Annotated in this window: 21 protein-coding genes; 12 read left to right on the top strand and 9 right to left on the bottom strand. The window is 45.7% G+C overall.

Features of this window, described 5'->3' with window-relative positions; genetic code table 11:
* Positions 1–29: 29 nt before the first annotated feature.
* Positions 30–275: a SlyX family protein gene (locus NI461_RS01890; protein WP_151207047.1), complete on the bottom strand. Its 246-nt coding sequence runs from the start codon at positions 273–275 to the stop codon at positions 30–32.
* Between the two features lie 33 nt (positions 276–308).
* Between NI461_RS01890 and NI461_RS01885 the strand changes: the two genes are divergently transcribed.
* Together NI461_RS01885 and NI461_RS01880 are read left to right on the top strand one after the other, a co-directional pair.
* On the top strand, positions 309–2,216 hold the full coding sequence (locus NI461_RS01885) for an ATP-binding cassette domain-containing protein (protein ID WP_253156356.1): 1,908 nt from the start codon (positions 309–311) through the stop codon (positions 2,214–2,216).
* A 121-nt stretch (positions 2,217–2,337) separates the two neighbouring features.
* Positions 2,338–3,273, top strand: a complete 936-nt coding sequence (locus tag NI461_RS01880) for a lauroyl acyltransferase (RefSeq protein WP_253156354.1) — start codon at positions 2,338–2,340, stop codon at positions 3,271–3,273.
* A 378-nt stretch (positions 3,274–3,651) separates the two neighbouring features.
* Here NI461_RS01880 and NI461_RS01875 read toward each other — a convergent pair whose 3' ends face one another.
* Positions 3,652–4,779 carry an endonuclease/exonuclease/phosphatase family protein gene (locus tag NI461_RS01875; protein WP_161981119.1) on the bottom strand — a complete coding sequence of 376 codons (1,128 nt, stop codon included), beginning with the start codon at positions 4,777–4,779 and terminating at the stop codon, positions 3,652–3,654.
* 193 nt (positions 4,780–4,972) lie between these two features.
* Between NI461_RS01875 and asd the strand changes: the two genes are divergently transcribed.
* From asd to truA, 5 genes are all read left to right on the top strand, one after another.
* Positions 4,973–6,091, top strand: coding sequence for an aspartate-semialdehyde dehydrogenase (gene asd / locus NI461_RS01870; RefSeq protein WP_151207055.1), 1,119 nt, complete (start codon positions 4,973–4,975; stop codon positions 6,089–6,091).
* 123 nt (positions 6,092–6,214) lie between these two features.
* Complete coding sequence (locus NI461_RS01865) at positions 6,215–7,609, top strand: FimV family protein (protein WP_253156352.1); 1,395 nt, start codon at positions 6,215–6,217, stop codon at positions 7,607–7,609.
* Between the two features lie 71 nt (positions 7,610–7,680).
* Positions 7,681–9,003 carry a fimbrial protein FimV gene (locus tag NI461_RS01860; RefSeq protein WP_253156350.1) on the top strand — a complete coding sequence of 441 codons (1,323 nt, stop codon included), beginning with the start codon at positions 7,681–7,683 and terminating at the stop codon, positions 9,001–9,003.
* A gap of 49 nt (positions 9,004–9,052) precedes the next feature.
* Positions 9,053–10,018 carry an asparaginase domain-containing protein gene (locus NI461_RS01855; RefSeq protein WP_253156418.1) on the top strand — a complete coding sequence of 322 codons (966 nt, stop codon included), beginning with the start codon at positions 9,053–9,055 and terminating at the stop codon, positions 10,016–10,018.
* An 18-nt stretch (positions 10,019–10,036) separates the two neighbouring features.
* On the top strand, positions 10,037–10,834 hold the full coding sequence (truA, locus tag NI461_RS01850; RefSeq protein ID WP_253156346.1) for a tRNA pseudouridine(38-40) synthase TruA: 798 nt from the start codon (positions 10,037–10,039) through the stop codon (positions 10,832–10,834).
* 106 nt (positions 10,835–10,940) lie between these two features.
* Here the strand turns inward: truA and NI461_RS01845 are convergent, their stop codons facing one another.
* The gene (locus NI461_RS01845) at positions 10,941–11,948 is read right to left on the bottom strand and encodes an AraC family transcriptional regulator (protein ID WP_151204010.1); all 1,008 of its coding nucleotides are present in this window, start codon (positions 11,946–11,948) and stop codon (positions 10,941–10,943) included.
* A 230-nt stretch (positions 11,949–12,178) separates the two neighbouring features.
* On the opposite strand from NI461_RS01845, the gene infA reads away from it, so the two are divergent.
* Together infA and NI461_RS01835 are read left to right on the top strand one after the other, a co-directional pair.
* Entirely contained in the window at positions 12,179–12,400 is a 222-nt protein-coding gene (gene infA, locus NI461_RS01840; protein WP_001284370.1) for a translation initiation factor IF-1, read from the top strand.
* A 295-nt stretch (positions 12,401–12,695) separates the two neighbouring features.
* Positions 12,696–13,115, top strand: a complete 420-nt coding sequence (locus NI461_RS01835; RefSeq protein WP_253156344.1) for a hypothetical protein — start codon at positions 12,696–12,698, stop codon at positions 13,113–13,115.
* Between the two features lie 61 nt (positions 13,116–13,176).
* On the opposite strand, the gene leuB is transcribed toward NI461_RS01835, so the two are convergent.
* The 4 genes from leuB to leuC all read right to left on the bottom strand — a co-directional run bounded on the left by leuB (position 13,177) and on the right by leuC (position 17,128).
* Entirely contained in the window at positions 13,177–14,256 is a 1,080-nt protein-coding gene (leuB, locus tag NI461_RS01830; protein ID WP_253156342.1) for a 3-isopropylmalate dehydrogenase, read from the bottom strand.
* A 40-nt stretch (positions 14,257–14,296) separates the two neighbouring features.
* Complete coding sequence (locus NI461_RS01825; protein ID WP_151204013.1) at positions 14,297–14,860, bottom strand: hypothetical protein; 564 nt, start codon at positions 14,858–14,860, stop codon at positions 14,297–14,299.
* 86 nt (positions 14,861–14,946) lie between these two features.
* The gene (leuD, locus tag NI461_RS01820; RefSeq protein WP_253156340.1) at positions 14,947–15,597 is read right to left on the bottom strand and encodes a 3-isopropylmalate dehydratase small subunit; all 651 of its coding nucleotides are present in this window, start codon (positions 15,595–15,597) and stop codon (positions 14,947–14,949) included.
* Between the two features lie 97 nt (positions 15,598–15,694).
* Positions 15,695–17,128: a 3-isopropylmalate dehydratase large subunit gene (gene leuC, locus NI461_RS01815; RefSeq protein WP_253156339.1), complete on the bottom strand. Its 1,434-nt coding sequence runs from the start codon at positions 17,126–17,128 to the stop codon at positions 15,695–15,697.
* A 369-nt stretch (positions 17,129–17,497) separates the two neighbouring features.
* Between leuC and NI461_RS01810 the strand changes: the two genes are divergently transcribed.
* From NI461_RS01810 to ovoA, 3 genes are all read left to right on the top strand, one after another.
* A complete protein-coding gene (locus NI461_RS01810) occupies positions 17,498–17,746 on the top strand; it encodes a DUF2061 domain-containing protein (RefSeq protein ID WP_253156415.1) in 249 nt (82 codons plus the stop codon).
* A 415-nt stretch (positions 17,747–18,161) separates the two neighbouring features.
* On the top strand, positions 18,162–19,031 hold the full coding sequence (locus tag NI461_RS01805; protein ID WP_151204016.1) for a LysR family transcriptional regulator: 870 nt from the start codon (positions 18,162–18,164) through the stop codon (positions 19,029–19,031).
* Positions 19,032–19,178: 147 nt separating this feature from the next.
* A complete protein-coding gene (gene ovoA, locus NI461_RS01800) occupies positions 19,179–21,362 on the top strand; it encodes a 5-histidylcysteine sulfoxide synthase (RefSeq protein WP_253156337.1) in 2,184 nt (727 codons plus the stop codon).
* Positions 21,363–21,453: 91 nt separating this feature from the next.
* On the opposite strand, the gene NI461_RS01795 is transcribed toward ovoA, so the two are convergent.
* Together NI461_RS01795 and NI461_RS01790 are read right to left on the bottom strand one after the other, a co-directional pair.
* Positions 21,454–21,693 (bottom strand): DUF2789 domain-containing protein, encoded by a 240-nt coding sequence (locus NI461_RS01795; RefSeq protein WP_151204018.1) that lies wholly within the window; start codon positions 21,691–21,693, stop codon positions 21,454–21,456.
* A 163-nt stretch (positions 21,694–21,856) separates the two neighbouring features.
* Positions 21,857–22,507 carry an HAD family phosphatase gene (locus tag NI461_RS01790; protein ID WP_151204019.1) on the bottom strand — a complete coding sequence of 217 codons (651 nt, stop codon included), beginning with the start codon at positions 22,505–22,507 and terminating at the stop codon, positions 21,857–21,859.
* Between the last annotated feature and the right edge of the window lie 57 nt (positions 22,508–22,564).

The following is a 22,564-nucleotide window of genomic DNA, read 5'->3' as shown; positions in this document are numbered from 1 at the left end:
GGGTTTCTTTTTTCATAATCACTTGCAAATTAATAATGTGGTGGACGGTTGCTAATCGGGTCAAAAGCATCAATTCCTTCAGACAGGTCAGCAGACTCAACACGTTGATATAACAGCTGCATTTGTTTTTTTAAATCGATAATTTCCAGATTCTGCAGGCTCACCTGCTGATTCAGTTGTTCAACTAAATCATCTAAAAATGCAATTCGCACTTGCAAATCTTCAATGGGTGCGGAAAATGACGCCTGATCATTTAGATTTTGTTGTTTAGTCATTTTAAGTCCTCATTTGGGATTTCAGGAAACATTATGGCCTATATTACCTTAAGGGATGTCCAACTGGCATTTGGCGGACCTGCCTTGCTCGACGGCGCGAATTTTAACTTGGAACGCGGCGAACGGGTGTGTTTGATTGGCCGTAATGGTGAAGGTAAGTCTACCTTACTTAAACTGATTGAAGGAAGCTTACTCCCGGATGCTGGTGAAGTTTCCTTACAAAATGGCATCACCATTTCCATGCTGGCCCAAGACGTGCCGATGGATTCTGGCAAGGTCGCAGATATCGTCGCAGACGGTGCTGGTAAAGCTGCAGAAGTCCTGCGTGCTTATCATGAAGCCAGCGAAGCATGTGTGCTGGGTGATATGGAAGCCTGTGACCGCATGGGTAACTTACAGCACCAGATGGATCTGCTGGATGGCTGGGCCCTGGAGACCAAAGTCAACTCTATCCTCAGTAAAATGGGACTGGATCCGGAAGCCGACCTGGCCGACTTGTCCGGTGGCCGTAAACGCCGCGTCCTGCTGGCACGTGCCCTGCTAACGCAGCCAGATGTATTGTTACTCGACGAACCTACCAACCATCTGGATGTCGAGAGTATTGAATGGCTGGAAAAATTCTTGCTAGAGCAGAATAACCTGACCTTGCTGTTTATTTCACATGACCGTGCTTTTGTCGATAGCATTGCGACCCGTATTGTCGAGCTTGACCGTGGTATTTTGCGCAGCTATGAAGGCAACTATTCGCGCTATCTGGACCTAAAAGCCCAGCAATTGGAAGCTGAAGAAAAGCAAAATGCACTGTTTGAGAAAAAGCTGGCTGAAGAGGAAGCCTGGATTCGCCAAGGTATTAAAGCACGCCGTACTCGCAATGAAGGTCGTGTCCGTGCCTTAAAAGCCCTACGGGAAGAATCCAAAGCCCGTCGCTTCCAGCAAGGTAAAGCCAGCATGTCGACTCAGGAAGCGCAACGCTCAGGTAAAGTGGTGTTTGAAATTGAACATCTCAGCGTAAAATTTGGTGACAATGCCCCAATTATTAATGATTTCTCGGCACTGGTGATGCGTGGCGACCGGATTGGCCTGGTGGGCGATAACGGTGTCGGAAAAACCACCCTGATCAAAGCCATTTTGGGTCAGCTGGAACATGGAGGTACAGTAAAAACCGGCACTCAGCTAGAAATTGCCTATTTTGACCAGTTAAGAAATGTGCTGGATCTGGAAAAATCAGTCAAAGACAACGTCTCTGAAGGTTCAGACCATGTCGATGTCAATGGTAATCGCCGTCATATCTACAGCTATCTGCAAGACTTCCTGTTCTCGCCGGAACGTGCCCGCACCCCGGTAAAAGCCCTGTCTGGTGGTGAGCGTAACCGTATTCTGCTGGCCAAACTGTTGTTAAAACCATCCAACCTGATCGTGATGGACGAACCGACCAACGACCTGGATATGGTGACGCTGGAACTTCTGGAAGAAATGCTGGCCGAATACAAAGGAACCTTGCTGCTGATTTCGCATGACCGTGCCTTTATGGACAACGTGGTGACCTCGACCTGGGTCTTTGACGGAAAAGGCAATATTGATGAGTATATCGGCGGCTATCAGGATTATCTGGAACAGCGTCCGGATCAAACCGTGGTTGACCAGAAAATGGCAGTGAAAAAAGCCCAGGCGAAGGCAGAAGCCGCAGCAGCACCGGCGCCCTCTGTAGCGAAGAAAAAACTCAGCTACAAAGATCAGCGTGAACTGGAAATGTTGCCGGCTGAAATTGAAGCGCTGGAAAAAGAGCAAGCTGAGCTTTCTGAAAAACTGGCCGATGGTTCCTGGTTTGTCACCGACGCAGCGGCTGCAACCAAAGCCTCTGAACGTCTCGGCACAATTGACGAGATCTTGCTGGAAAAAATGGAACGTTGGGATGAACTAGAAAATATGACCAAGGGTTAATTTTCCTCACAATCCACAACTAAGCATCTGTATTCGTACAGATGCTTTTTTATTGATGCACTTTTTATTTCAAAAAGCGCTTCTGCTACACTGCAAACAATTTAGCTTCCAACATCGCATTATGAGTCAAAAGCCCCAGTACAAGCCCGGTGAATTTCAATGGTCATTTTTACTGCCTCAATACTGGACCATCTGGATTGGCATTGTTTTTCTGATGATATTGGCCATTTTACCGTGGGCCATTCAGCATCGTGTGGCCACTTTTCTGGGCGGGCTGGCGTTTAACAGATTAAAATCGCGCCGTGAAACCACGGTTCGTAATCTGGAAGTGTGTTTTCCTGAATGGACACCTGAACAGATCCAAGAACATGCACGTCAGGTTTTTGTTGACCAAATGATTGGGGTATTTGAAACCCTGAATGCCTGGTACTGTCCGAAATGGTTTGAGGGCCGGGTGTCTATTCAAGGCCTGGAACATATCCAAAATGCCCAGGCAGAAGGCAAAGGGGTCTTGCTCTTAGGTACCCACTCGACTTTACTGGATGCTGGTGGCTATCTGTGTGCTCAATATTTTGAACCAGATGTGGTCTATCGTCCCCAAAACAATCCTTTGCTCGATATGCTGATTTATCGTTGCCGGGCCACCATTTATGCCCACCAGATTGACCATGATGACATGCGCGGCTTAATCCGTAATCTTAAAAATGGCCATGCTATCTGGTATAGTCCAGATCAGGATTTTGGCTTGAAACAAGGCGTCATGGCACCATTTTTTGGCACTCCCGCGGCAACAGTTACCGCCCACCGGCGCTTACTCAAAATCGCCAAAGCCGTCCCTATTCCCTTATATTTTTATCGCAGTGGCGACATTAAAGATCCGCATTACCATGTCCTGATTGAACCGGTGGTCGCTAATCTGCCCAGTGAAAATGAAGTCGATGATGCTACCCGTGTCAATCAGATTATTGAAAAGCAGCTGAGAATTGCTCCCACTCAATATATGTGGTTTCACCGTCGTTTTAAGACCCGCCCGGAAGGCTACGAATCTATTTACTAAATTCCCGATCAAATACAAATACAAATACAAAGACATTGGCATCGCAACTGCCATTTTCGTGTTTTCCCAGGTTTAGATTTGCTCTAAAAATTATTTTAATTTTCAATTGAATATAAAAGAAAAATATTTAACCCGGGTTTTACATCCTGTAAAACCCGGGTTAATGAGGTTGTGCTTTCACATGTTGGTTTTTTTGTTTTTTGATTTCCCTTTCCGCATCATCTCCATAATGATTTCATTCAGCTTCGTCTTCCTTATGAGAATATCCTTTCTCGACTCCCTGTGCTGATGAGTCCAGAATACGAGATTCCTCCCTAGCTGCCTATTCGCAAGAAGCGTCAACTGCTGTAAGCAATATCCTACACTTTTCCCATAAAACTAGGGATATTTAGCTCCCTCTTTATAAGCCACCGCCACCTCATCAGTGACAGGTTTTTCTTCTTTTTCAGCTTTTTCAATGCCTTCCGTAATTGCTTCATGTGCTTCCTGCTCATCCTCATCGGTTTGCTCCAGCTCTTCCTGTAAATGCTCAAATATCCGTCCCGTTTGTAAAACCAGATAAATCGGAAAGTGGTCTGAGCCTACATGGGCTAAACGCTCCATATGCACCAAAGCAAAATCGCGACTATGAAACACATGATCAAGTGACCAGCGTAATAAGGGATAATCCGCATGGAAAGTATTGATATAATGCCGCCCGACACGCGGATCAAGTAAGCCACTGATACGCTGGAATAAACGTGTGGTTCTGGACCACGCTACATCATTCAGGTCACCCATGACTATACAGCTTTCATCCAGATCCTTGATCTGGTCCCCGACCATTAATAATTCCGCATCGCGTAAAGTGGAATCCTTGGCTTCAGTCGGGCTGGGCGGCTTGGGATGCAAACAGTACAGCTGCACGGTCTGACCAGAATGCAAAGTCGCTGTTGTGTGAATTGAAGGAATATCATCGCTCAGAATAAATTTGACCTCAGTATTACTGAGCTTGAGCTTGCTATATAGATGCATGCCGTACAGATTATCCAACGGCACAGGCACCCGATAAGGATAATCCTGCTCAATTATAGCGAGTGCATCTTGCCAGGCCTGATCCGTTTCCAGAGTTAATACCAGATCCGGTTGCAAAGTCTGAATTTTTTCAATGAGCAGATGATATTTGGTGTTGGTGGTCAGTACATTGGAAACGATCAGGGAAATCTGGCGCTGGGGATCCAACTGATCCTGTCTGACCTGTTTCACCTGCTTTTTCCAGACAAAGGTATAAGGCAGTACCATTTTTAGCTGATAGGCCAAGGCTGCAATCAACCCGACAAAAATAAGCTGGCTCGCCCAACTCCAGGGATGATCGACCGCTAAAAACAGAATAAAAGCAATGAAGCCCAAGACCAGAATTTGCAGGCGTGGAAAGTCTGCGCCACGTATCCACCACTCATCTCGTGGAATAAGTGACCAGAAACTGAGCCAAATAACGACAATAGCGACACTCTGGATAATCCACATCATAAAAATTTACTCTGTACTAAGTTATTATTTTTTCTTAAAGAAAACTGACTTTATCAGTTTTGTATGTATCATAAAGCAGATATTTTTCTCAAGAATATTGATGTTTTGATTGTGTAGCTATTGCAGTTGAATCCCGTTTTGATACACTCGAACATCTTCTGAATTTTTTAACGCACCGAGGCAAAGTGACATGAAAGTAGGTCTGGTCGGTTGGCGCGGGATGGTCGGTTCCGTCCTTATGCAACGTATGGTTGATGAGAATGATTTTGCTCATTTTGAGCCATTCTATTTCTCCACCAGTAATGCAGGTGGTGAAGCACCTGCATTTGGCGGTAAAACTGCCCCAGCACTTATGGACGCAACAGACATTAACAGTCTGAAGCAGATGGATGTCATTATTACCTGTCAGGGTGGCGACTACACCTCTGAGGTTTTCCCGAAACTGAAAGCCGAAGGCTGGAATGGTTACTGGATTGATGCAGCATCTACCTTACGTATGGCAGATGAAGCCATCATCGTGCTTGATCCTGTCAATATGAATGTCATCAAAGACGGTCTAGTCAAGGGCACCAAAGTATTTGTGGGGGGTAACTGTACGGTTTCCCTGATGCTGATGGGCATAGGCGGTCTGTTCCAGAACAATCTGGTGGAATGGGCAACCTCAATGACCTATCAGGCTGCATCTGGTGCAGGCGCGCAGAATATGCGTGAACTGATCACCGGCATGGGTTATTTATACAATAATACCAAAGAGTTGCTGGATGACCCACGCTCACCAATTCTGGATATTGATTCAAAAATCGCAGAATTGCAACGTGGTGAAGGCTTCCCGTCTGCTAACTTCGGTGTGCCTCTGGCGGGTTCCCTGATTCCATATATCGACAAACAGCTGGAAAGCGGTCAGTCGAAAGAGGAATGGAAAGGCCAGGTAGAAACTAACAAGATTCTGGCTAACCAGCAAATTGTTCCGATTGATGGACACTGTGTTCGTATCGGTGCTATGCGCTGTCACTCCCAGGCATTGACGATCAAGCTGAAAAAAGATGTGCCATTAAACGAAGTGGAAGACATCATCCGTCAATCAAATGACTGGGCGAAAGTTGTGCCAAATACACGTGAAGCATCAATGAGCGACCTTACCCCTGTGGCTGTCACTGGTACCTTGAGTGTTCCGGTTGGCCGTCTGCGCAAGCTAAACATGGGCAAAGAATATCTTGGCGCGTTCACTGTAGGTGACCAATTGCTGTGGGGTGCTGCTGAGCCTTTACGTCGTATGTTGCGTATTCTGATTGACTATAAAAATGCTTAATCGCATTTAAGTCATAAATTCTAAAAGCCGGTCTTTATTGATCGGCTTTTTTGTGTAAGTATTATGTAAAAATTTTACAAAAAACAAACATCCCGTTAATCTATGATTTTTCGCTATGCGATAATGACTGAGCTCACGATTAAGATGACTGTATATAACAAATTAAAACTTGCCATTTTAGCCATTATTGCTTCACAGACCAGTTATGCGATTAATGTGGATCTCGTACAAGTCCAGTCCGCACCTGGGGAGCTGCTGTATGCAGAAATGACCTTCCGACAATCTGATATCAATACCCCGCTTGAAGTCAGTCTGGCTACACCAGAAGATCTGATCGCCATGGGCGCTGTACATCAGCCACCGGGTCATCTGAATTTCTTTACTCGCCGTAATAGCAACGGAACCGGGGTCATTACCATCACCTCATCACGTCCGGTGACCGATCGTGAGCTGAATATTATTGTCAAGATCAAGGAAGGAAATGCAGCTCGTTTGCAGCATATCCGAACCTCGCTGCAGACCAAAACAGATTTATTGCAAGCCAGCCTGAAACAAAATGAGCATACGCTGTCCCCGGTTGTAGTCGCCAGCGAAAAAGATATTGCCTTGAACTTGCCGGTGAGTACCCAGCATCATCCTGCGCCGCAAACAGCCCCTCCTACAGAAAAATCTCTGGTAGTACAATCAACGACACCTCCACCTCTATCGAGCAGCTCGATTCCCAAAGCAACTACAATGCCTCATGCGGTTCAGCCTGAGCAGACAGCCACTGCTGAGTCGCAGAAGGTCGCAACTCAACCTGTAGTGGATTCTGATGGCCGAGCTACTCCAGCACAGGCTTTAGCACAAACAGATACCACCCAATCTCAGGCCTCACTAGATCCGCTGGTCCAGAAATATCAAAAAGAGTTGGCACAAAAACAGGCACAGGCAGCACCTACTCAAGCCAAAGCCCCGCCTAAAACAATAGCCTCTCAGGCTGCCAGCTATGTGGTGCAATCCAATGAATCGCTCTGGAGCATTGCCTCACGAATTGCTCAGGAACAGCAACGTCCTGTACATGAAATCATGCAACAAGTGAAAGAGCGTAATGACCACGCCTTTATCGGTGGCAATGTGAATCGCCTGCGTAAAGGTGCAGCCTTGAATCTGGATGGTATTGGCACAGTGTCGGCAGTGAAAGTGGCAAACCCCAAGCAGATTGAGGCTCCTACACGCCCTGCTGCGAAAACCAAATACCGTCTGAATGAGGCAGAAATGAGCTTGGTGGCTGAGAACCAGAACAATTCCAGCCATGTTTCTGCAAATCAGAACACAGAACAACAGCAAACTTCAAAAGAGTTGTCATTAAAAGTTATGACAGCCCGAGAAAAAACCGTTAAATTACAGAGAAACGTAACTGAATTAGAATTGGCTCTCAATCAGAAGGATCACAAAATTCAATTATTAAATGCCCGTCTTGCTCAACTGCAACAACAGCTGAAAGCACAACAGGTAGATAAGAAGCCAACTCATTAAAAAGTTATACATGAAGATTTATTTGGAATAGGCGAACACCACCGCTCTTCTATTCTTTAAGGGGTAATAACATGCTGATTTATGTGATTCCATTAGTAATATTGATCATTGTTTTGCTGGTTTTCAAAAAACGGCAAGATGCTCAGGCAGCAGATCAGGCAAAAACCAAAACGGTGAAGGCAAAGAAGCCAGCTACAGCTTCTAAAGTTACCCCGCAAAAAACCAAGGTGGTAGAGCCAGTAACCGCGAAAAAGACGGTTACACCGCTCTCTGACGATACCCGTAAAAAGATTGAAACCCTGATTCAGGAACGGAATTTCTTTTCAGCCGAAGCTAACATTAATCAGGCTTTAAATCGGGATAATTCCCAACATGAACTGTATTTACTGTTGCTTGATATTCATATCTTGCAAAAAGATGAATTTGCGATTTCTCAACTGATTAACCATATTCGCTCTTTAGAGCTGGATGATATTTTAACCCAAGCTGAAGCTAAGCAAAGTGAATATGAAAAAGCAGCAAATGCTGTTCAAGAAACTATTGATTTTCAAAGCGTACAGCCACAAACTACGACAGCACAGGATAATGCAGCGGCTCAGAGTGCCTTTGATAGTCTGGTTGCTCCAACATCCTCTAATGAGCAGGCATTTGAACAGTTACAGCAGGAATTACAGCCAGGTACACCGGCCGTCGCCTCTGAACCTGTACCCGACATCCAGCCTCTGGAATTTAACTTTGAACCTGCTATTGCTGCGACTAAAACCCTGCCAGTAGAAGACACACCTGCACCAGCAGCCAATAGCTTAGATTTTAACTTTCAAGATGCGGCTCCAGTTGAAGATATTAAGAGCACACCAGAAGCAGCAAGCGAACCAGCACCCGGTCTGGACTTCAAATTAGAACTTGAACCTGCGGCAAATGTAGAGCCGACAGCGGTTACGCCATCGAATGAAGAGATTAAACCTTTAGATTTCTCTTTCTCACTGGATACACCTGCGACAGAAGCTGAAAAAACCACTGAAGCGCAGGTTGAATTTGACCTGTCAAACCTGACGACTCCTGTTGCAAGCGAAGTACCTGCGGAAACCTCTGGGCTGGACTTTAAATTCGATAACCCTGAACCTGAAAAGCCAGTACCGGCTGCGACAGTAATTAATTTTGAAATTCCTGCTCCTCCTGCTCCAGCAGTAACAGATCAAGGTGATCCACTGGTACAATCGTTCCCGGAATTAAGTGAGGTGAATGAAGCCGAGTTGAATCTCCAACTTGCCGAGCAATATATTCAATTAGGCGCTTATGCAGCCGCACGTGAAGTGATTGCAGAATCTGAAAATGAATACAGTCCAGAACAGCAGCAGCAGGCTGAGCAGTTACTGAATAGAATCGCTTCTTAAAATATTTCGATTTACACTAAAGCAGTCAGATTTGGCTGCTTTTTTTATGATGAAAAATAATATTGCATTAATTTATATGGGCGGTACTTTCGGATGTGTGGGCGATCCGCTTGCTCCCATGTCGGCTGAGTTTTTCCTGCCTAAGCTTGAGCATCTACTGCATCAGGACTATGCCGTACAATGCTATCGTGCACCTGTCATTAAAGACAGTAGCGCCTGTACAGCCGCAGACTGGCTGCAACTGGTACAGTTCATTCAAGAGCTGCAATTACAGGAAATCCGGTATTTTATCATCATTCATGGCACAGACACGCTCAGTTATGCCAGTGCTGTGCTGGCCCATTGTCTGGCCCAGTCCGCGCATGTGATATTGACCGGCAGCCAGTATCCCCTGCTCAATGTTCAGGGAGATGCGATCCGCGAATTTAGTGATGCTTTAGACAACCTGAGATTTGCCTTAGAGTCAGTGCTTCAGTCCCCCCCGGGAGTTTATCTGGCCTTTCACCAACAACTGCTGCACGCGCAAACGGCATTAAAGCAACATACCACCGAACTGAATGCGTTTGCCGGCTTAAAGTCGCATATCCCCCTTCAGCCTTCACAGCAAGTGTATCGGGTTACCCTTCAGGATATTGAAAAAGCTGCCGGCTTTAACTGCATGAGCATCATGATGCAGCCGATTGATTTAAGTCAGCAGTTAGCTAATCTGCATAACCTTCTGCAACGGCCTCCGCATTTTCTGTTTCTGCAGGGCTTTGGAACAGGCAATCTGGCCGTAAACCAGGCTCTGGTGGCGCTTATTGATCAACTTTATGCACAAGGCTGTATTTCGGTACTCACCACCCAGGTCCCATTTGGCGCAACCGACCAGCGCTATGCCATTGCCGAATGGGTTCATGAATGCCAGATTTTACTCAATGACAGTTATGGACATGCCGATCTGTATGCAAAAGCCCTGAAAATGTATTTACAATACGAGACTGTAGAACAATGGCATCGCCATTGGTACGATTAGTCAGGGTTTGAGGTCTATATGCAACGTTTTGCAGTCGGGATTGAGTTTTCTGGAGCCAACTATCGGGGGTGGCAAACGCAGCAGCCGGGCGTAGCTAGTGTGCAGGAAACTATTGAAAAAGTACTCTCGAAAGTCGCCAATGAACCTGTCACTTTGCATGGTGCGGGTCGCACAGATGCCGGAGTACATGCTACAAATCTGGTTGCGCATTTTGATAGCTGTGCAATACGCTCTCTTCATGGCTGGCTACGTGGCTGTAACAGCCAGCTTCCGAAAGATATTTCGATCCAGTGGATCAAAGAAATGGATCAAAATTTTCATGCGCGCTTTAAGGCTCAAGCCCGCCGTTATCGTTATATTGTCTACAATCACCCCGTACGTCCAGCCTTGCTGCATAAGCAGGTGACCCATATTTACGATGCGCTGGATGTAGACAAGATGGTACAGGCTGCAACGAAGTTTGAAGGCACGCATAATTTTGAAAGCTTTCGTGCCGCCGCCTGTCAATCCAGGCAGCCAATACGCCATGTCAGTCATTGCCGTCTGATCCGTCATGGTCTTTATCTGGTGCTCGACATTCAAGCCGATGGTTTCCTGCACCATATGGTGCGTAATATCATGGGCTGTTTACTGGAAATTGGTCAGGGCATGTATGATATTGACCATATTGATAGCATTTTCGCAGCTGAAGACCGTAAAGCTGCTGGGATTACCGCTGCCCCGGATGGTCTATATTTTATCCAGGCTGAATATCCGCAACAATTTGATTTGCCCCAAGTTCCTTTAGGGCCGCATTGGCTTAACCTGCCAGAATAATTTTAAAAACTTTTGACCTTCCCTAATCCTTCCTATCAGCAACTGCATGCCGGTCAAAATAAAGGAATAAAAATCCCTCATGTTAGGAAGGACTTAGGGAGGTAACTTAACGCTGTTTGCGCTTGCGATATTCTACTGGGGTCTCATTGGTCCAGCGTTTAAAAGCCCGATAGAATGTACTCGGCTCTGAAAAGCCGGTCAGATAGACAATCCGTTCAACACTCTCATTGGTGCCAGCGAGCAAACGTTTGGCCAGACGACAGCGATAATCTGAAAGAATCTGCTGAAAGCTGGTATTGGCTTCACTGAGCTGGGTTCGCAAACGGCGTGGCGTAATATTCAGCTGTGCCGCCACCGTTTCCAAAGTGGTTTCGCCACTTTCCAGGGTGGAACCAATCGCACGGCGTACTTCCCCCACCAGATCATAGCGTGCCAGTTCCTGCAACTTTTCAATTGCTAACTGCTCATGCAGCTGTAACAGTTCCGGTTCTGCCTGCCACAGTGGATAATCGAGAATACTGGGATCAAAATATAATCGGGTCTCTTTTTGTCCTAGGCTGACCGGACATTCATAAACACGGAAATATTCATCATCGGTTGCCCCTCTGGAAAAGTTAAAGTCGATATAAATCGGTTCAAAGCGTCCTTCTGTAATAAATTTAAAGAAGCGCAGCACGCCTGACATTGCACATTCAGTAAAATGCCGGTTAACCAGACTTTCTGGAAAACGCTGTTCTCCATTACTCAGATAGCAGCGATCATCCTCAATGACCAGTTTAGCATCAAAGGCATCACTGATCAGACGCTGATAGGCCAGTGCCCGCTTAAGCCCTTCGCCAAAGTTTTCAGAAGAGATAAACAGATGTTCAATCACTTGCCCTCGATAAAGCGGTAAATGCTCACCCAGATGTAAGCCGATATCTGGATCCTTACTGACTTCTTCTGCGGCAACCCAGAAGGCATACTGAGCACTTAATGGAGTACGATCATTGGCCTCCACCTGATTTAAAGCCACTCCGGCTTTGCTCAGAAGCTCTTCTGTAGGTAACCCTGCACGACGAATTGCCTGATAACCTAAACGCAATACGACGGATGCATCCGTTAGCTGACTCACTCAAAAACCTTCCTTGTATGTACTTCATTTATACTTAAAAAGATTAAAATTAGATTAACTGCGATTGACCAAACTGACAACACAAACTCGCATTTTTTTAGTTAAAACTTTTGTACACCGCTTTGCTTGTTTTACTGACAGATGATCAGTCTACCGCCCGTTTCATCTTGCTTTTCGCAAAAAAATTGCCTATAATTTGCGCCTTTCCAATTTATTCATTCAGGTAGGCTATGGCCAATAAAGAGGAACTCATCGAGTTCGAAGGCGTTGTCACCGAGACGCTTCCTAATACTATGTTCCGTGTACGTTTAGAGAACGGTCACGAAGTGATTGCCCACATTTCAGGTAAAATGCGTAAACACTATATTCGTATTTTGACTGGCGATAGTGTGAAGGTAGAAATGACTCCTTATGATTTGACTAAGGGTCGTATCACTTATCGTGCACGCTAAGTTTGAGCGGAAGCAAAAAGCCACTTTTTAGTGGCTTTTTTTGTCCCTGATGATTCTTTTATACCTAATATATATATCTGAAAAATTTTGCCGAATCTCTAGAGCACCTCAATGCTTTCTATTAAATCTCCACCCATTTAAAAACTATAAAACCAATAGTTGGCCCTGATCGCTCTAAAGCCAGCTCAGCATTTGCCTAAACGCCAGATGATGCAATTGGCCGTCTGCCAAATTACAACAATACCGCTTCCCAACTTTACTATAATTTTCATATCGCCCTGATGGGAGTGAAATTATGTTATTTGCTTATCCAAAGGCAGCCAGCTCGCTTGGCTTATTCACTGCTCTGCTATTCTCCTTGAGCGCCTGCGCTTCTCCTCTCAGCAGCTCTCAAATAGATCGGGAAGCTTATCTACAGAGCTTTATTGGGCAAAGTAGCGAGCTGATTGACCAGAATCTGGACTTGAAACGTTTAGGCTATCAGCAGATCAGCGGGCCGCATCTGAGCGAGCAACAACTCAGCTATATTGTACAGCGTCCCCTCACTATTCCTTTGCCCATTGCCCAGTTTCCAGCAGCAGGCACAGGCGCTGTCCCAATACCGACCAATATCAGCCCTGTGACTGGTTATGATGTCAATCTGCAATGCAAGATCAGCTTTCTGCTTAAAGACAATATTGCCACTGCAGTTCGTACTACTGGCCGCACCTGCTGACAGGTTAAATCTGAGTACATAAAAAACGCAGCTTGAGCTGCGTTTTTTCACCCTATCTGATTTAGTTCAAGGCAGCGACAATAGCCTGGCCCATTTCCACTGTACCCACTTTCTGCATGCCTTCAGACATGATATCAGTCGTACGCAGACCTTGATCCAGTACATTACCAACTGCATCTTCGATGGCTTTTGCCGCCTCTTCTGCACGGAAGGTGTACCGTAGCATCATCGCCACAGACAGAATAGTCGCTAAGGGGTTAGCAATATTCTGACCCGCAATATCAGGCGCCGAACCATGACAAGGCTCATACATGCCTTTGCCGTTTTCATCCAAGGATGCCGATGGCAACATACCGATTGAACCAGTCAGCATCGCGGCTTCATCAGACAGGATGTCACCAAACAGGTTCCCGGTCACGATCACATCAAACTGTTTTGGCGCACGTACCAGTTGCATGGCGGCATTATCGACATACATATGTGAAAGGTTGATATTTGGATAGTGTTCTTCTTTCAATGCCGTGACAGTTTGCTTCCAAAGCTCGGTGACTTCCAGCACGTTGGCTTTATCTACCGAACACACTTTACCACCACGTAAACTGGCCATTTCAAATGCAACTTTGGCAATACGCTTGATTTCAGATTCTGAATAGACATCAGTGTTATAACCCTGCTTCTCGCCATTTTCCAATTCACGGATACCACGTGGCTGACCGAAGTAAATACCACCTGTTAATTCGCGTACGATCAGAATATCCAGACCTGCCACAATCTCAGGCTTTAAACTTGAAGCATCAGCCAGTTGCGGATAAAGAATCGCTGGACGCAGGTTGGCAAATAAATTCAGTTCACTGCGTAATTTTAACAGGCCACGTTCAGGACGGATCGAGCGTTCAATGTTATCCCATTGAGGACCACCCACTGCACCCAGCAAAATCGCATCGGCTTTTTTGGCCTGCTCAGAGGTTACTTCCGGATAAGGCGAACCATGCGCATCAATCGCAGCACCACCGAGTAAGCCCTGTTCCCATGTTAAACCCAGATTAAATTTTTCATTAACTCGTGTCAGCACCTGCTCTGCGGCTTTTACGATTTCAGGACCAATACCGTCACCAGCTAAAATCAAAATTTGTTTAGACATGAGATTTTCCATTTATAGGGTCAGGCAGGTGCCTGAGGGGTTAAATTTTTCTTTCTACAAACTCTGCAATCCCGGTGACTGCGTTATAAGGTTTGCAAAAACGACGAATGGTTTTCTGCTCCTGTAGTAAATCCACACAAAGCGGATCTGGTGCAGAGGCATTTAATAAACTTTTATTGTGTGCTTTACGCTCACGATACATTTTAAAGGTATAGTTCTGGTTGGCCTTGAAACGCTGGAACAGGTGCAGGGTTTCGGCCTTATCCTTGCTAATCGGATAAAAACGTACCACCAGTTCATGCTGTCCTGCCGGTACCGATAAATAAATCGGGTTCGCCTGCTTCAGGTTTTCGGCCTGCAAGCGCACCAGATTCTGCTTCATCGCTTCGGCACTGATTCGGCCATTGCCGGCATGGACAATCGGGGTTTCATTCCAACGCTCAAACTGACAGTCCGATGTTCCAGCACAGTAAATCCGGGCATGGGATGGATTTGGCGTATTATCCTGTCCATGCTTGAGTTTCAGGGTATCGATACTTTGACACGCGCCCAACAGCATCGATACTGCAGTTAAAGCAAGCCACTGTTTCCAATCATTTGCCATAAGATCTGTCTTACCCATCAAAAAACTCAATAATCTTTTGATATTAGCAAGGGTCAAGCAGTCATGCCATGATAATTTTTACTGTTTTATGGCTGAATTTCAGCAAATACCCATGGACGTGATTGCTTGGTTTTTTCTTCATAGGCACGAATATCATCTGCTGCCTGTAAAGTTAAACCAATATCATCCAAACCATTCAACAAACAATGCTTGCGGAATGGATCGACTTCAAATTTAAAAGCCTCACCCGCTGGGGTACGAACTTCCTGCGCTTCCAGATCAATGGTCAACCGATAACCTTCGCTCGCCGTACATTCTTTAAATAACTGATCTACAATTTCTTCAGACAAAATGACCGGCAACATGCCATTTTTAAAGCTGTTATTAAAGAAAATATCAGCATAGCTTGGTGCAATCACGGTGCGGAAGCCATACTCTTCCAAAGCCCAGGGTGCATGTTCACGACTTGAACCACACCCAAAGTTAGCCCGAGAAATTAAGATCGTTGCACCTTGATAACGCGGCTGGTTCAACACAAAATCTGGATTGATAGGACGTTTTGAATTGTCTTGACCCGGATAGCCTTCATCCAGATAACGTAATTCATCAAATAAGTTATCGCCAAAACCTGTACGTTTGATCGATTTCAAAAACTGCTTTGGAATGATTAAATCGGTATCCACATTGGCACGGTCTAATGGTGCAACGATACCTTGTTCAACGGTATATTTTTTCATGATTATTTCCCAATGAATCCGTAACCTCTCCCTCATCCTCTCCTCACCTAAGAGGGTATTCCTTCTCCCTCAGGGAAGGTTGGAATGAGGACTTAAATTAGAATGAACGCACATCCACAAAGTGACCGGCAATGGCTGCGGCTGCGGCCATCGCTGGACTCACCAGATGAGTACGACCGCCATTGCCCTGACGACCTTCGAAGTTACGGTTAGAGGTGGACGCACAATGTTCACCCGGTTGCAATTTGTCAGCATTCATTGCCAAACACATTGAACACCCCGGTTCGCGCCATTCAAAGCCCGCCTCAATCAAGATTTTGTCCAAACCTTCAGCTTCAGCTTGGGCTTTGACCAAACCAGAACCTGGAACCACCATGGCCTGTTTAATGCTAGTGGCCACTTTTTTGCCTTTCGCAACTTCAGCGGCTGCACGAATATCTTCAATACGCGAGTTGGTGCAAGAGCCGATAAACACACGGTCTAATTGAATGTCTGCCAAGGCTTGACCTGCGGTTAAACCCATATAGTTATATGCACGGGTCCAGTCATTACGTTGCACCTCATCTCTGGCCTGTTCCAACGTTGGAACAGCAGCAGACACAGGAATCACCATTTCAGGAGAAGTTCCCCATGATACTTGTGGTTCAATCTCTTCGCCTTGTAACACGACTACTGTGTCAAAGTGCGCACCTTCATCAGAATGCAAGGTATTCCAATACGCAACTGCAGCATCCCACTGTTCGCCTTTTGGTGCATAAGGACGGCCTTTCACATATTCAATCGTTTTGTCATCGACAGCCACCATACCCACACGCGCCCCGCCTTCAATGGCCATGTTACAGACTGTCATACGACCTTCCATGGACATATCACGGAACACTTGACCGCCAAATTCAATCGCGTGACCTGTACCGCCTGCGGTCCCAATTTTACCAATAATGGCCAAGACCACGTCTTTCGGAGTAACGCCCTGACCCAACCTGCCGTCCACGCGGACCAGCATGTTCTTCATTTTCTTTTGAACCAAGCACTGGGTAGCCAATACATGTTCAACTTCTGAAGTTCCAATGCCATGAGCCAAACAGCCGAATGCGCCATGTGTTGCAGTATGCGAGTCACCACAGACCACCGTCATCCCCGGCAAGGTCAATCCCTGTTCTGGACCGACAACGTGGGCAATCCCTTGGCGAATATCGTTAATATCAAACTGCACCACATTAAAGGTTTTACAGTTATCATCCAAAGTTTGGACCTGAATGCGTGAAGTATCATCTTCAATCCCGGCAATTCCTTCAGAACGCTCTTTGGTTGAGGTCGGAACGTTATGGTCAGGAGTCGCCACGTTGGCACTTAAACGCCAAGGTTTACGGCCCGCAAGCTGCAAACCTTCAAATGCCTGTGGAGAAGTCACTTCATGCAATAAATGGCGGTCGATATACAGTAATGCAGAGCCATCATCTCGTTGTTTTACTAAATGGTCATCCCACAATTTGTCATACAAAGTCTTTGCTTTTTGGTTGTCGCCTGCCATGTCGATGTGCTCCACTGGACTGGGTAATTCTTTCATTGATATTGATTATAACCACGTTTTTACATAAATCTAATTTATCGTTTTTATTAATTAAAAAACCTTTTGGAATATTTTAAACCTGTTTTACTCAGCGCCTGATCTGCTTAAACGCAAAGATTTTAAGTAAGTTTTCAGAAGTTTCACTGCCTTTATACTCTCATCCTCCCCCTAGTTTGCTTTCTATTTTCCGTATGGATTTAGCTGTTTTCTACTCCCTTCATTTTCTATAAGAACTATCATTCAATAAACCAATAATCATCAATCAGAATTTCTTTTTTACTTTTTAAATGATAATAATTATCATTTAATAAACTCCAGTCTTTAGTGGTGATCGGCATGGCTCGCATTCAACATTTTATCCACAGCAACCAGCGTATTTTCAAAAAGACCTTAAGTTATTACCTCATGCACATTACGGTCGCCATGCTCGTTACTTATGGGGTCACCGGTAATGTATGGATGGCGATCACTCTCAGCTTACTTGAACCGACTGTGCAAGCCTTTGCTTTCTTCTTTCATGAACAGATATGGAGTCGAAAAGGCCAGAAACGGGCACCCACGCAAGACATTAAAGCTTAAGCCTAGTCCAGAGTAGTTGTGAGCTGGAGGTGCCAATCGCCACCACTATTGCAATAACGGTCACAACGACTCATGGCAAATGCTGAATTGTGACAATGTTCATGGAGAGCGTCCGCTAAAGAAGATCAATTGCTCCTCGATATTTTTGAAATTTCAGCCGGATCATCTCAAAAATCATCTCTCTGCGAAATACAAAGCAGTGGATGGATGCACAGGCAGATGTCTCTTATCGAGAGGATTATAAGAATCTTGCAGACGTGTCCCGATGCGCTGAGAAAAAGTTGATTTATTAAAAAATACTCAAATATGAACAAGCTGGCCAATTAATTTTAAATTTACATAATTTCACTTTGATTTATTCCCAAATAATTACAATAATAAAATTAAGTATGAAAATTCTTTATAGGTAATCAAAATGAATCTCGCAGCCTTTGAAGCCTTTGTAAAAGTTATGGAAACCGGCTCAATTTCCCTAGCTGCAGATCAGCTTTTTATTACCCAGCCTGCCGTGACCAAACGTATTCATAGTCTGGAAGACTATTTTGGGGTCAAGCTGTTTGAGTCTGCTGGCCGCGGCGTACAGGCCACCCATGCCGCCCATTCACTGCTGCCTAAAGTCAAAAACTGGCTGAACGAGCTGGGAGATATTCATTATACCCTGAGCCATGAACAGGGTCAGATACAGGGAAAATTAAAGATTGGCACCAGCCATCATATTGGCCTGCATCATCTGCCGAGCCATTTACGTAACTATGTGCAGCAGTATCCGGATGTCACTCTGGATGTACATTTTGTCGATTCTGAACAGGCGCATGAACAGGTGATTGCCGGTGACTTGGAGCTGGCATTTCTCACCTTGCCGCCGCGTGGCAATGAACGCCTGAACTATGTCACCATCTGGAATGATCCTCTGGTTTTTGTGGCAGCCCCGTTTCATCCTCTGGCCCAGCAAAAAAAACTGAGTCTGGAAGATTTACTCAACTACCCCAGCCTGTTGCCGTCTTCACAGACCTATACCTCGCAGATCACGCTGGCCGAGTTTGAAAAACGCGGTATCAAACCTAAAGTTACCATGAGCAATAATCCACTGGAATCGATCCGCATGCTGGTATCCATCGGGCTGGGCTGGTCAGTTTTACCCAAAACCCTGGTTAATCATGATTTGCAGCAACTGGATATTAATCTGCAAATGAACCGCAGTCTGGGCATGGTCTGGCATCCGGGCCGGACCCAGTCCAAAGCGGCGGAAGCCCTGGTACAGCTGATGCAGAATCCTGCGCTCTAAATCTGACTCTGCTCTGCTGCATCTATGGCGATGCAGCATTTTGTTACCGAATACCTCGCATCTCATGATGGCTTTAGAGTACTTTTAAGATAAACAAATTCATTTAATACCATGAATACTTAAAATGTATTTGAAGGGACGGACCAGATGCAGCTTCATTCTTATTCCAAAACCTTATCTGCTACGGCACAAGACAGAACTGATGAGGCTGAGCTGTGGCAGTCTCTCAGGCCCAGCCTCAAACCTACGCCGCATCTTGACTTTAAAGATGAGCACAGCGCGCGCAAAGTCTTGCGTGAGTATTTTCTGAATACTTTCGATACCTATGAGCAGTTATTTGACTGTCTAAAAAATGATGAAGCCTATTATCGTAAACCCATCTCTTTACGCCATCCGCTGATTTTTTATTTTGGTCATACGGCGACTTTTTTCATTAATAAATTATTATTGGCCAAACTTGTCCAGGAACGCCTGAATCCACGCTTTGAAAGCCTTTTCGCTATTGGGGTCGATGAAATGAGCTGGGATGATCTGGATGAGCAGAATTATGACTGGCCCAGTGTGCAGGCCGTTCGTGATTACCGGCATCAGGTTCGCGCCCTGATCCTGAATATTCTGGAACATGCACCCTTAACGCTTCCCCTGAACTGGCAACATCCCTGGTGGACCATCATCATGGCGATTGAGCATGAGCGTATTCATCTGGAAACCTCATCGGTGCTGATTCGCCAGCATCAATTACACTATGTGCAAAATCATCCGTTGTGGCGTGCCAATGTGATCACCGGCATTGCTCCCGAAAACCGCCTGCTGGCCGTCCCTGCTGGACCGGTCATTTTAGATAAAGATTTTCACAGCCCCTTTTATGGCTGGAACAATGAATATGGCCATCATCATGCCGACATTCCAGCCTTTGAGGCGGCGCAATATCTGGTGTCGAATCAGGAATTCTTAGAGTTTGTCGAAGCAGACGGCTATCAATATCCCGATTACTGGAGTGAAGAAGGACAGCAATGGTTAAAATTTTCTCAGGCGACCCATCCCACCTTCTGGGTCAAGACTGAACTTGGCTGGTCCCTGCGGCTGATGCTGGAAGAGGTTCCCATGCCTTGGGACTGGCCGGTAGAGGTAAATTATCATGAAGCCAAAGCTTTCTGTCAGTGGAAATCGCAGCAGCTCGACCAGCCGATTCGTCTGCCCAGCGAGGATGAATGGTATCGTCTCTATACTGTGTCGGGTCTGGACCCGACTCTACCGAGTCCGGCACAGGCCAATATTGAACTGAAATATGCGCCCAACTCCTGCCCGGTTGATCAGTTTCAGCAGGGCGATTTTTATGATGTTCAGGGCAACGTCTGGCAATGGACCGAAACTGCCATTTATCCTTTTGAAGGTTTTCAGGTACATCCTTTTTATGATGATTTTAGTTCCCCTACTTTTGATGGCCAGCATCACCTGATTAAAGGCGGCTCCTGGATTTCAGCCGGAAATGAGGCCTTACACAGTTCACGTTATGCCTTTAGACGGCATTTTTTCCAGCATGCCGGTTTTCGTTATGTGGCAGCCGCGTATGCCTTACCACAATTCCAGTCGCAGTATGAAAGTGATCAGCTGGTCTCGCAATATCTGGAATTCCAGTATGGCGCTGATTATTTCAATGTTTCCAATTTTGCCCAGACGCTGGTCAATCTGGCACGTCCTTATTTCCAAGCCACGCCCTGCCACAAAGCACTTGATGTCGGCTGTGCCACCGGACGTGCCAGCTTTGAACTGGCACGTGATTTTGATCAGGTCACCGGGCTGGACTTTTCCGCACGGTTTATCCAGATGGGCGTAAAACTGATTCAGGAAGATCGCCTGCACTACCGCATTCCAGTCGAAGGTGACCTGATGCAGGATAAAAGCTTTAGCTTAAAGGAACTAGGACTGGCGCAGCACAAATCCAGAGTTGAATTCTTCCAGGCCGATGCCTGTAATCTGAAACCGCATTTTAAAGAATATGATTTTATTCTGGCTGCCAATCTGCTGGACCGCCTGCATCATCCCAAAGCCTTCCTGAAGGAGATTTATAAACGCCTGAATATTGGTGGAATCCTGATGCTGAGTTCGCCCTATACCTGGATAGAAGACCATACGGCGCGCAGTGAATGGCTGGGTGGTTTTTTACAAGATGGAAAAGCTTTGACCACATTCGAAGGAATTTCGGCGCTTCTCAATGAACATTTTGAGCTGCTGGCTGAACCGCAGGATGTGCCCTTTGTCATTCGTGAAACTGCACGTAAATATCAGCACAGTCTGGCGCAGCTCACGATCTGGAAACGCACTCATTAATCTAGTCCAAGACCAGGAATTTTTAGTAAAAATTAAAAAAGAGGAAGATACCAGGTCTTCCTCTTTTTTCTTTCTAAGCCCTTAAAATGGCTTAGCGGGTTGTTTCATGTAAGGATTCATTGAGCTGGTCGACTACAATCGCCCACTCTCCATCCGATGCAATTTTTTCTGTCAGAAACTGACGTTGAGCTTCATTCCAGAAAGGAGCTTCCAGTAAGGTCAGATCTTTATGTAACTGGTGCTCGTGAATAAATTTGGCAATTCCTTCTTCACTTGAATCCAGACCTAACTGTGCAAATAAATGTGTCATACGCGGTCGAACTAGAGTCATATTCAGCACCTCAGCTTTTGCTATTGTTATCATGTTATGGCTATTTTGTGTCCCTGAGCATAGCATGTTTGTTCCGGCACGCGCAGCCTAAAAAGTACTGCGACTTTCGTCCTAGTGGGCATAAAAAAGCACGACCGGCGTTGTGCTGTAGCACTACAATAAATTAAATTGACCAGTCCTGAATGTCCCAGCCCTGCTCAATGGCAAGCGCTTTCAGGCGGTCATCCGGATTGACAGCAATGGCATGGTCAGCATACTCCAGCAGGAAACGGTCATTAATCGAATCAGAATAGGCCCAGGACTCTTGCACCTGACGGCCTGCCAGCCACTGATCCAGACGTGCCAGCTTGCCTTGCTGATAGCAGGCAATATTAATCACCTTGCCGGTATATTTACCCTCCACCCTTTCAGCATTGGTGGCAATAATCTCGCTAATACCAAACTCCTGGAAAATAGGCGCGGTAATAAAGTCCGACGTCGCGGTGATTCCCACAATTTCATGGCCGGCCTCCTTATGACGCTGAATGGCTTTAAAACCCTCCGGACGCATTTGCGGGCGAATCACTTTTTGCATGAACAATTGATGTAATTTGGTCAGATAATCCTGCTCATGTCGGGTTAAAAACTGGAATACAAATTCGTTATAGGCAATCGGGTCCAGCTGGCCTTTTTTATAATCTTCATAAAATTTATCGTTTATGGCGCGATGCTGAACTGGATCGACCAGGCCTTCATGAACCAAAAACTCTCCCCAAGAATGATCTGAATCAGTATTTAACAAGGTGTGATCGAGATCAAATAGTGCCAATTTCATGAAAATACTCGTAAAAACTGAAATTTAAGAAAAAATTTGTAAATCTATCTCCGCTAG

This window comes from Acinetobacter sp. S4400-12 (assembly GCF_024129495.1).
GTDB classification, from domain to species: Bacteria; Pseudomonadota; Gammaproteobacteria; order Pseudomonadales; family Moraxellaceae; genus Acinetobacter; species Acinetobacter lwoffii_C.
This window is presented reverse-complemented; position numbering and strand designations above follow the sequence as displayed.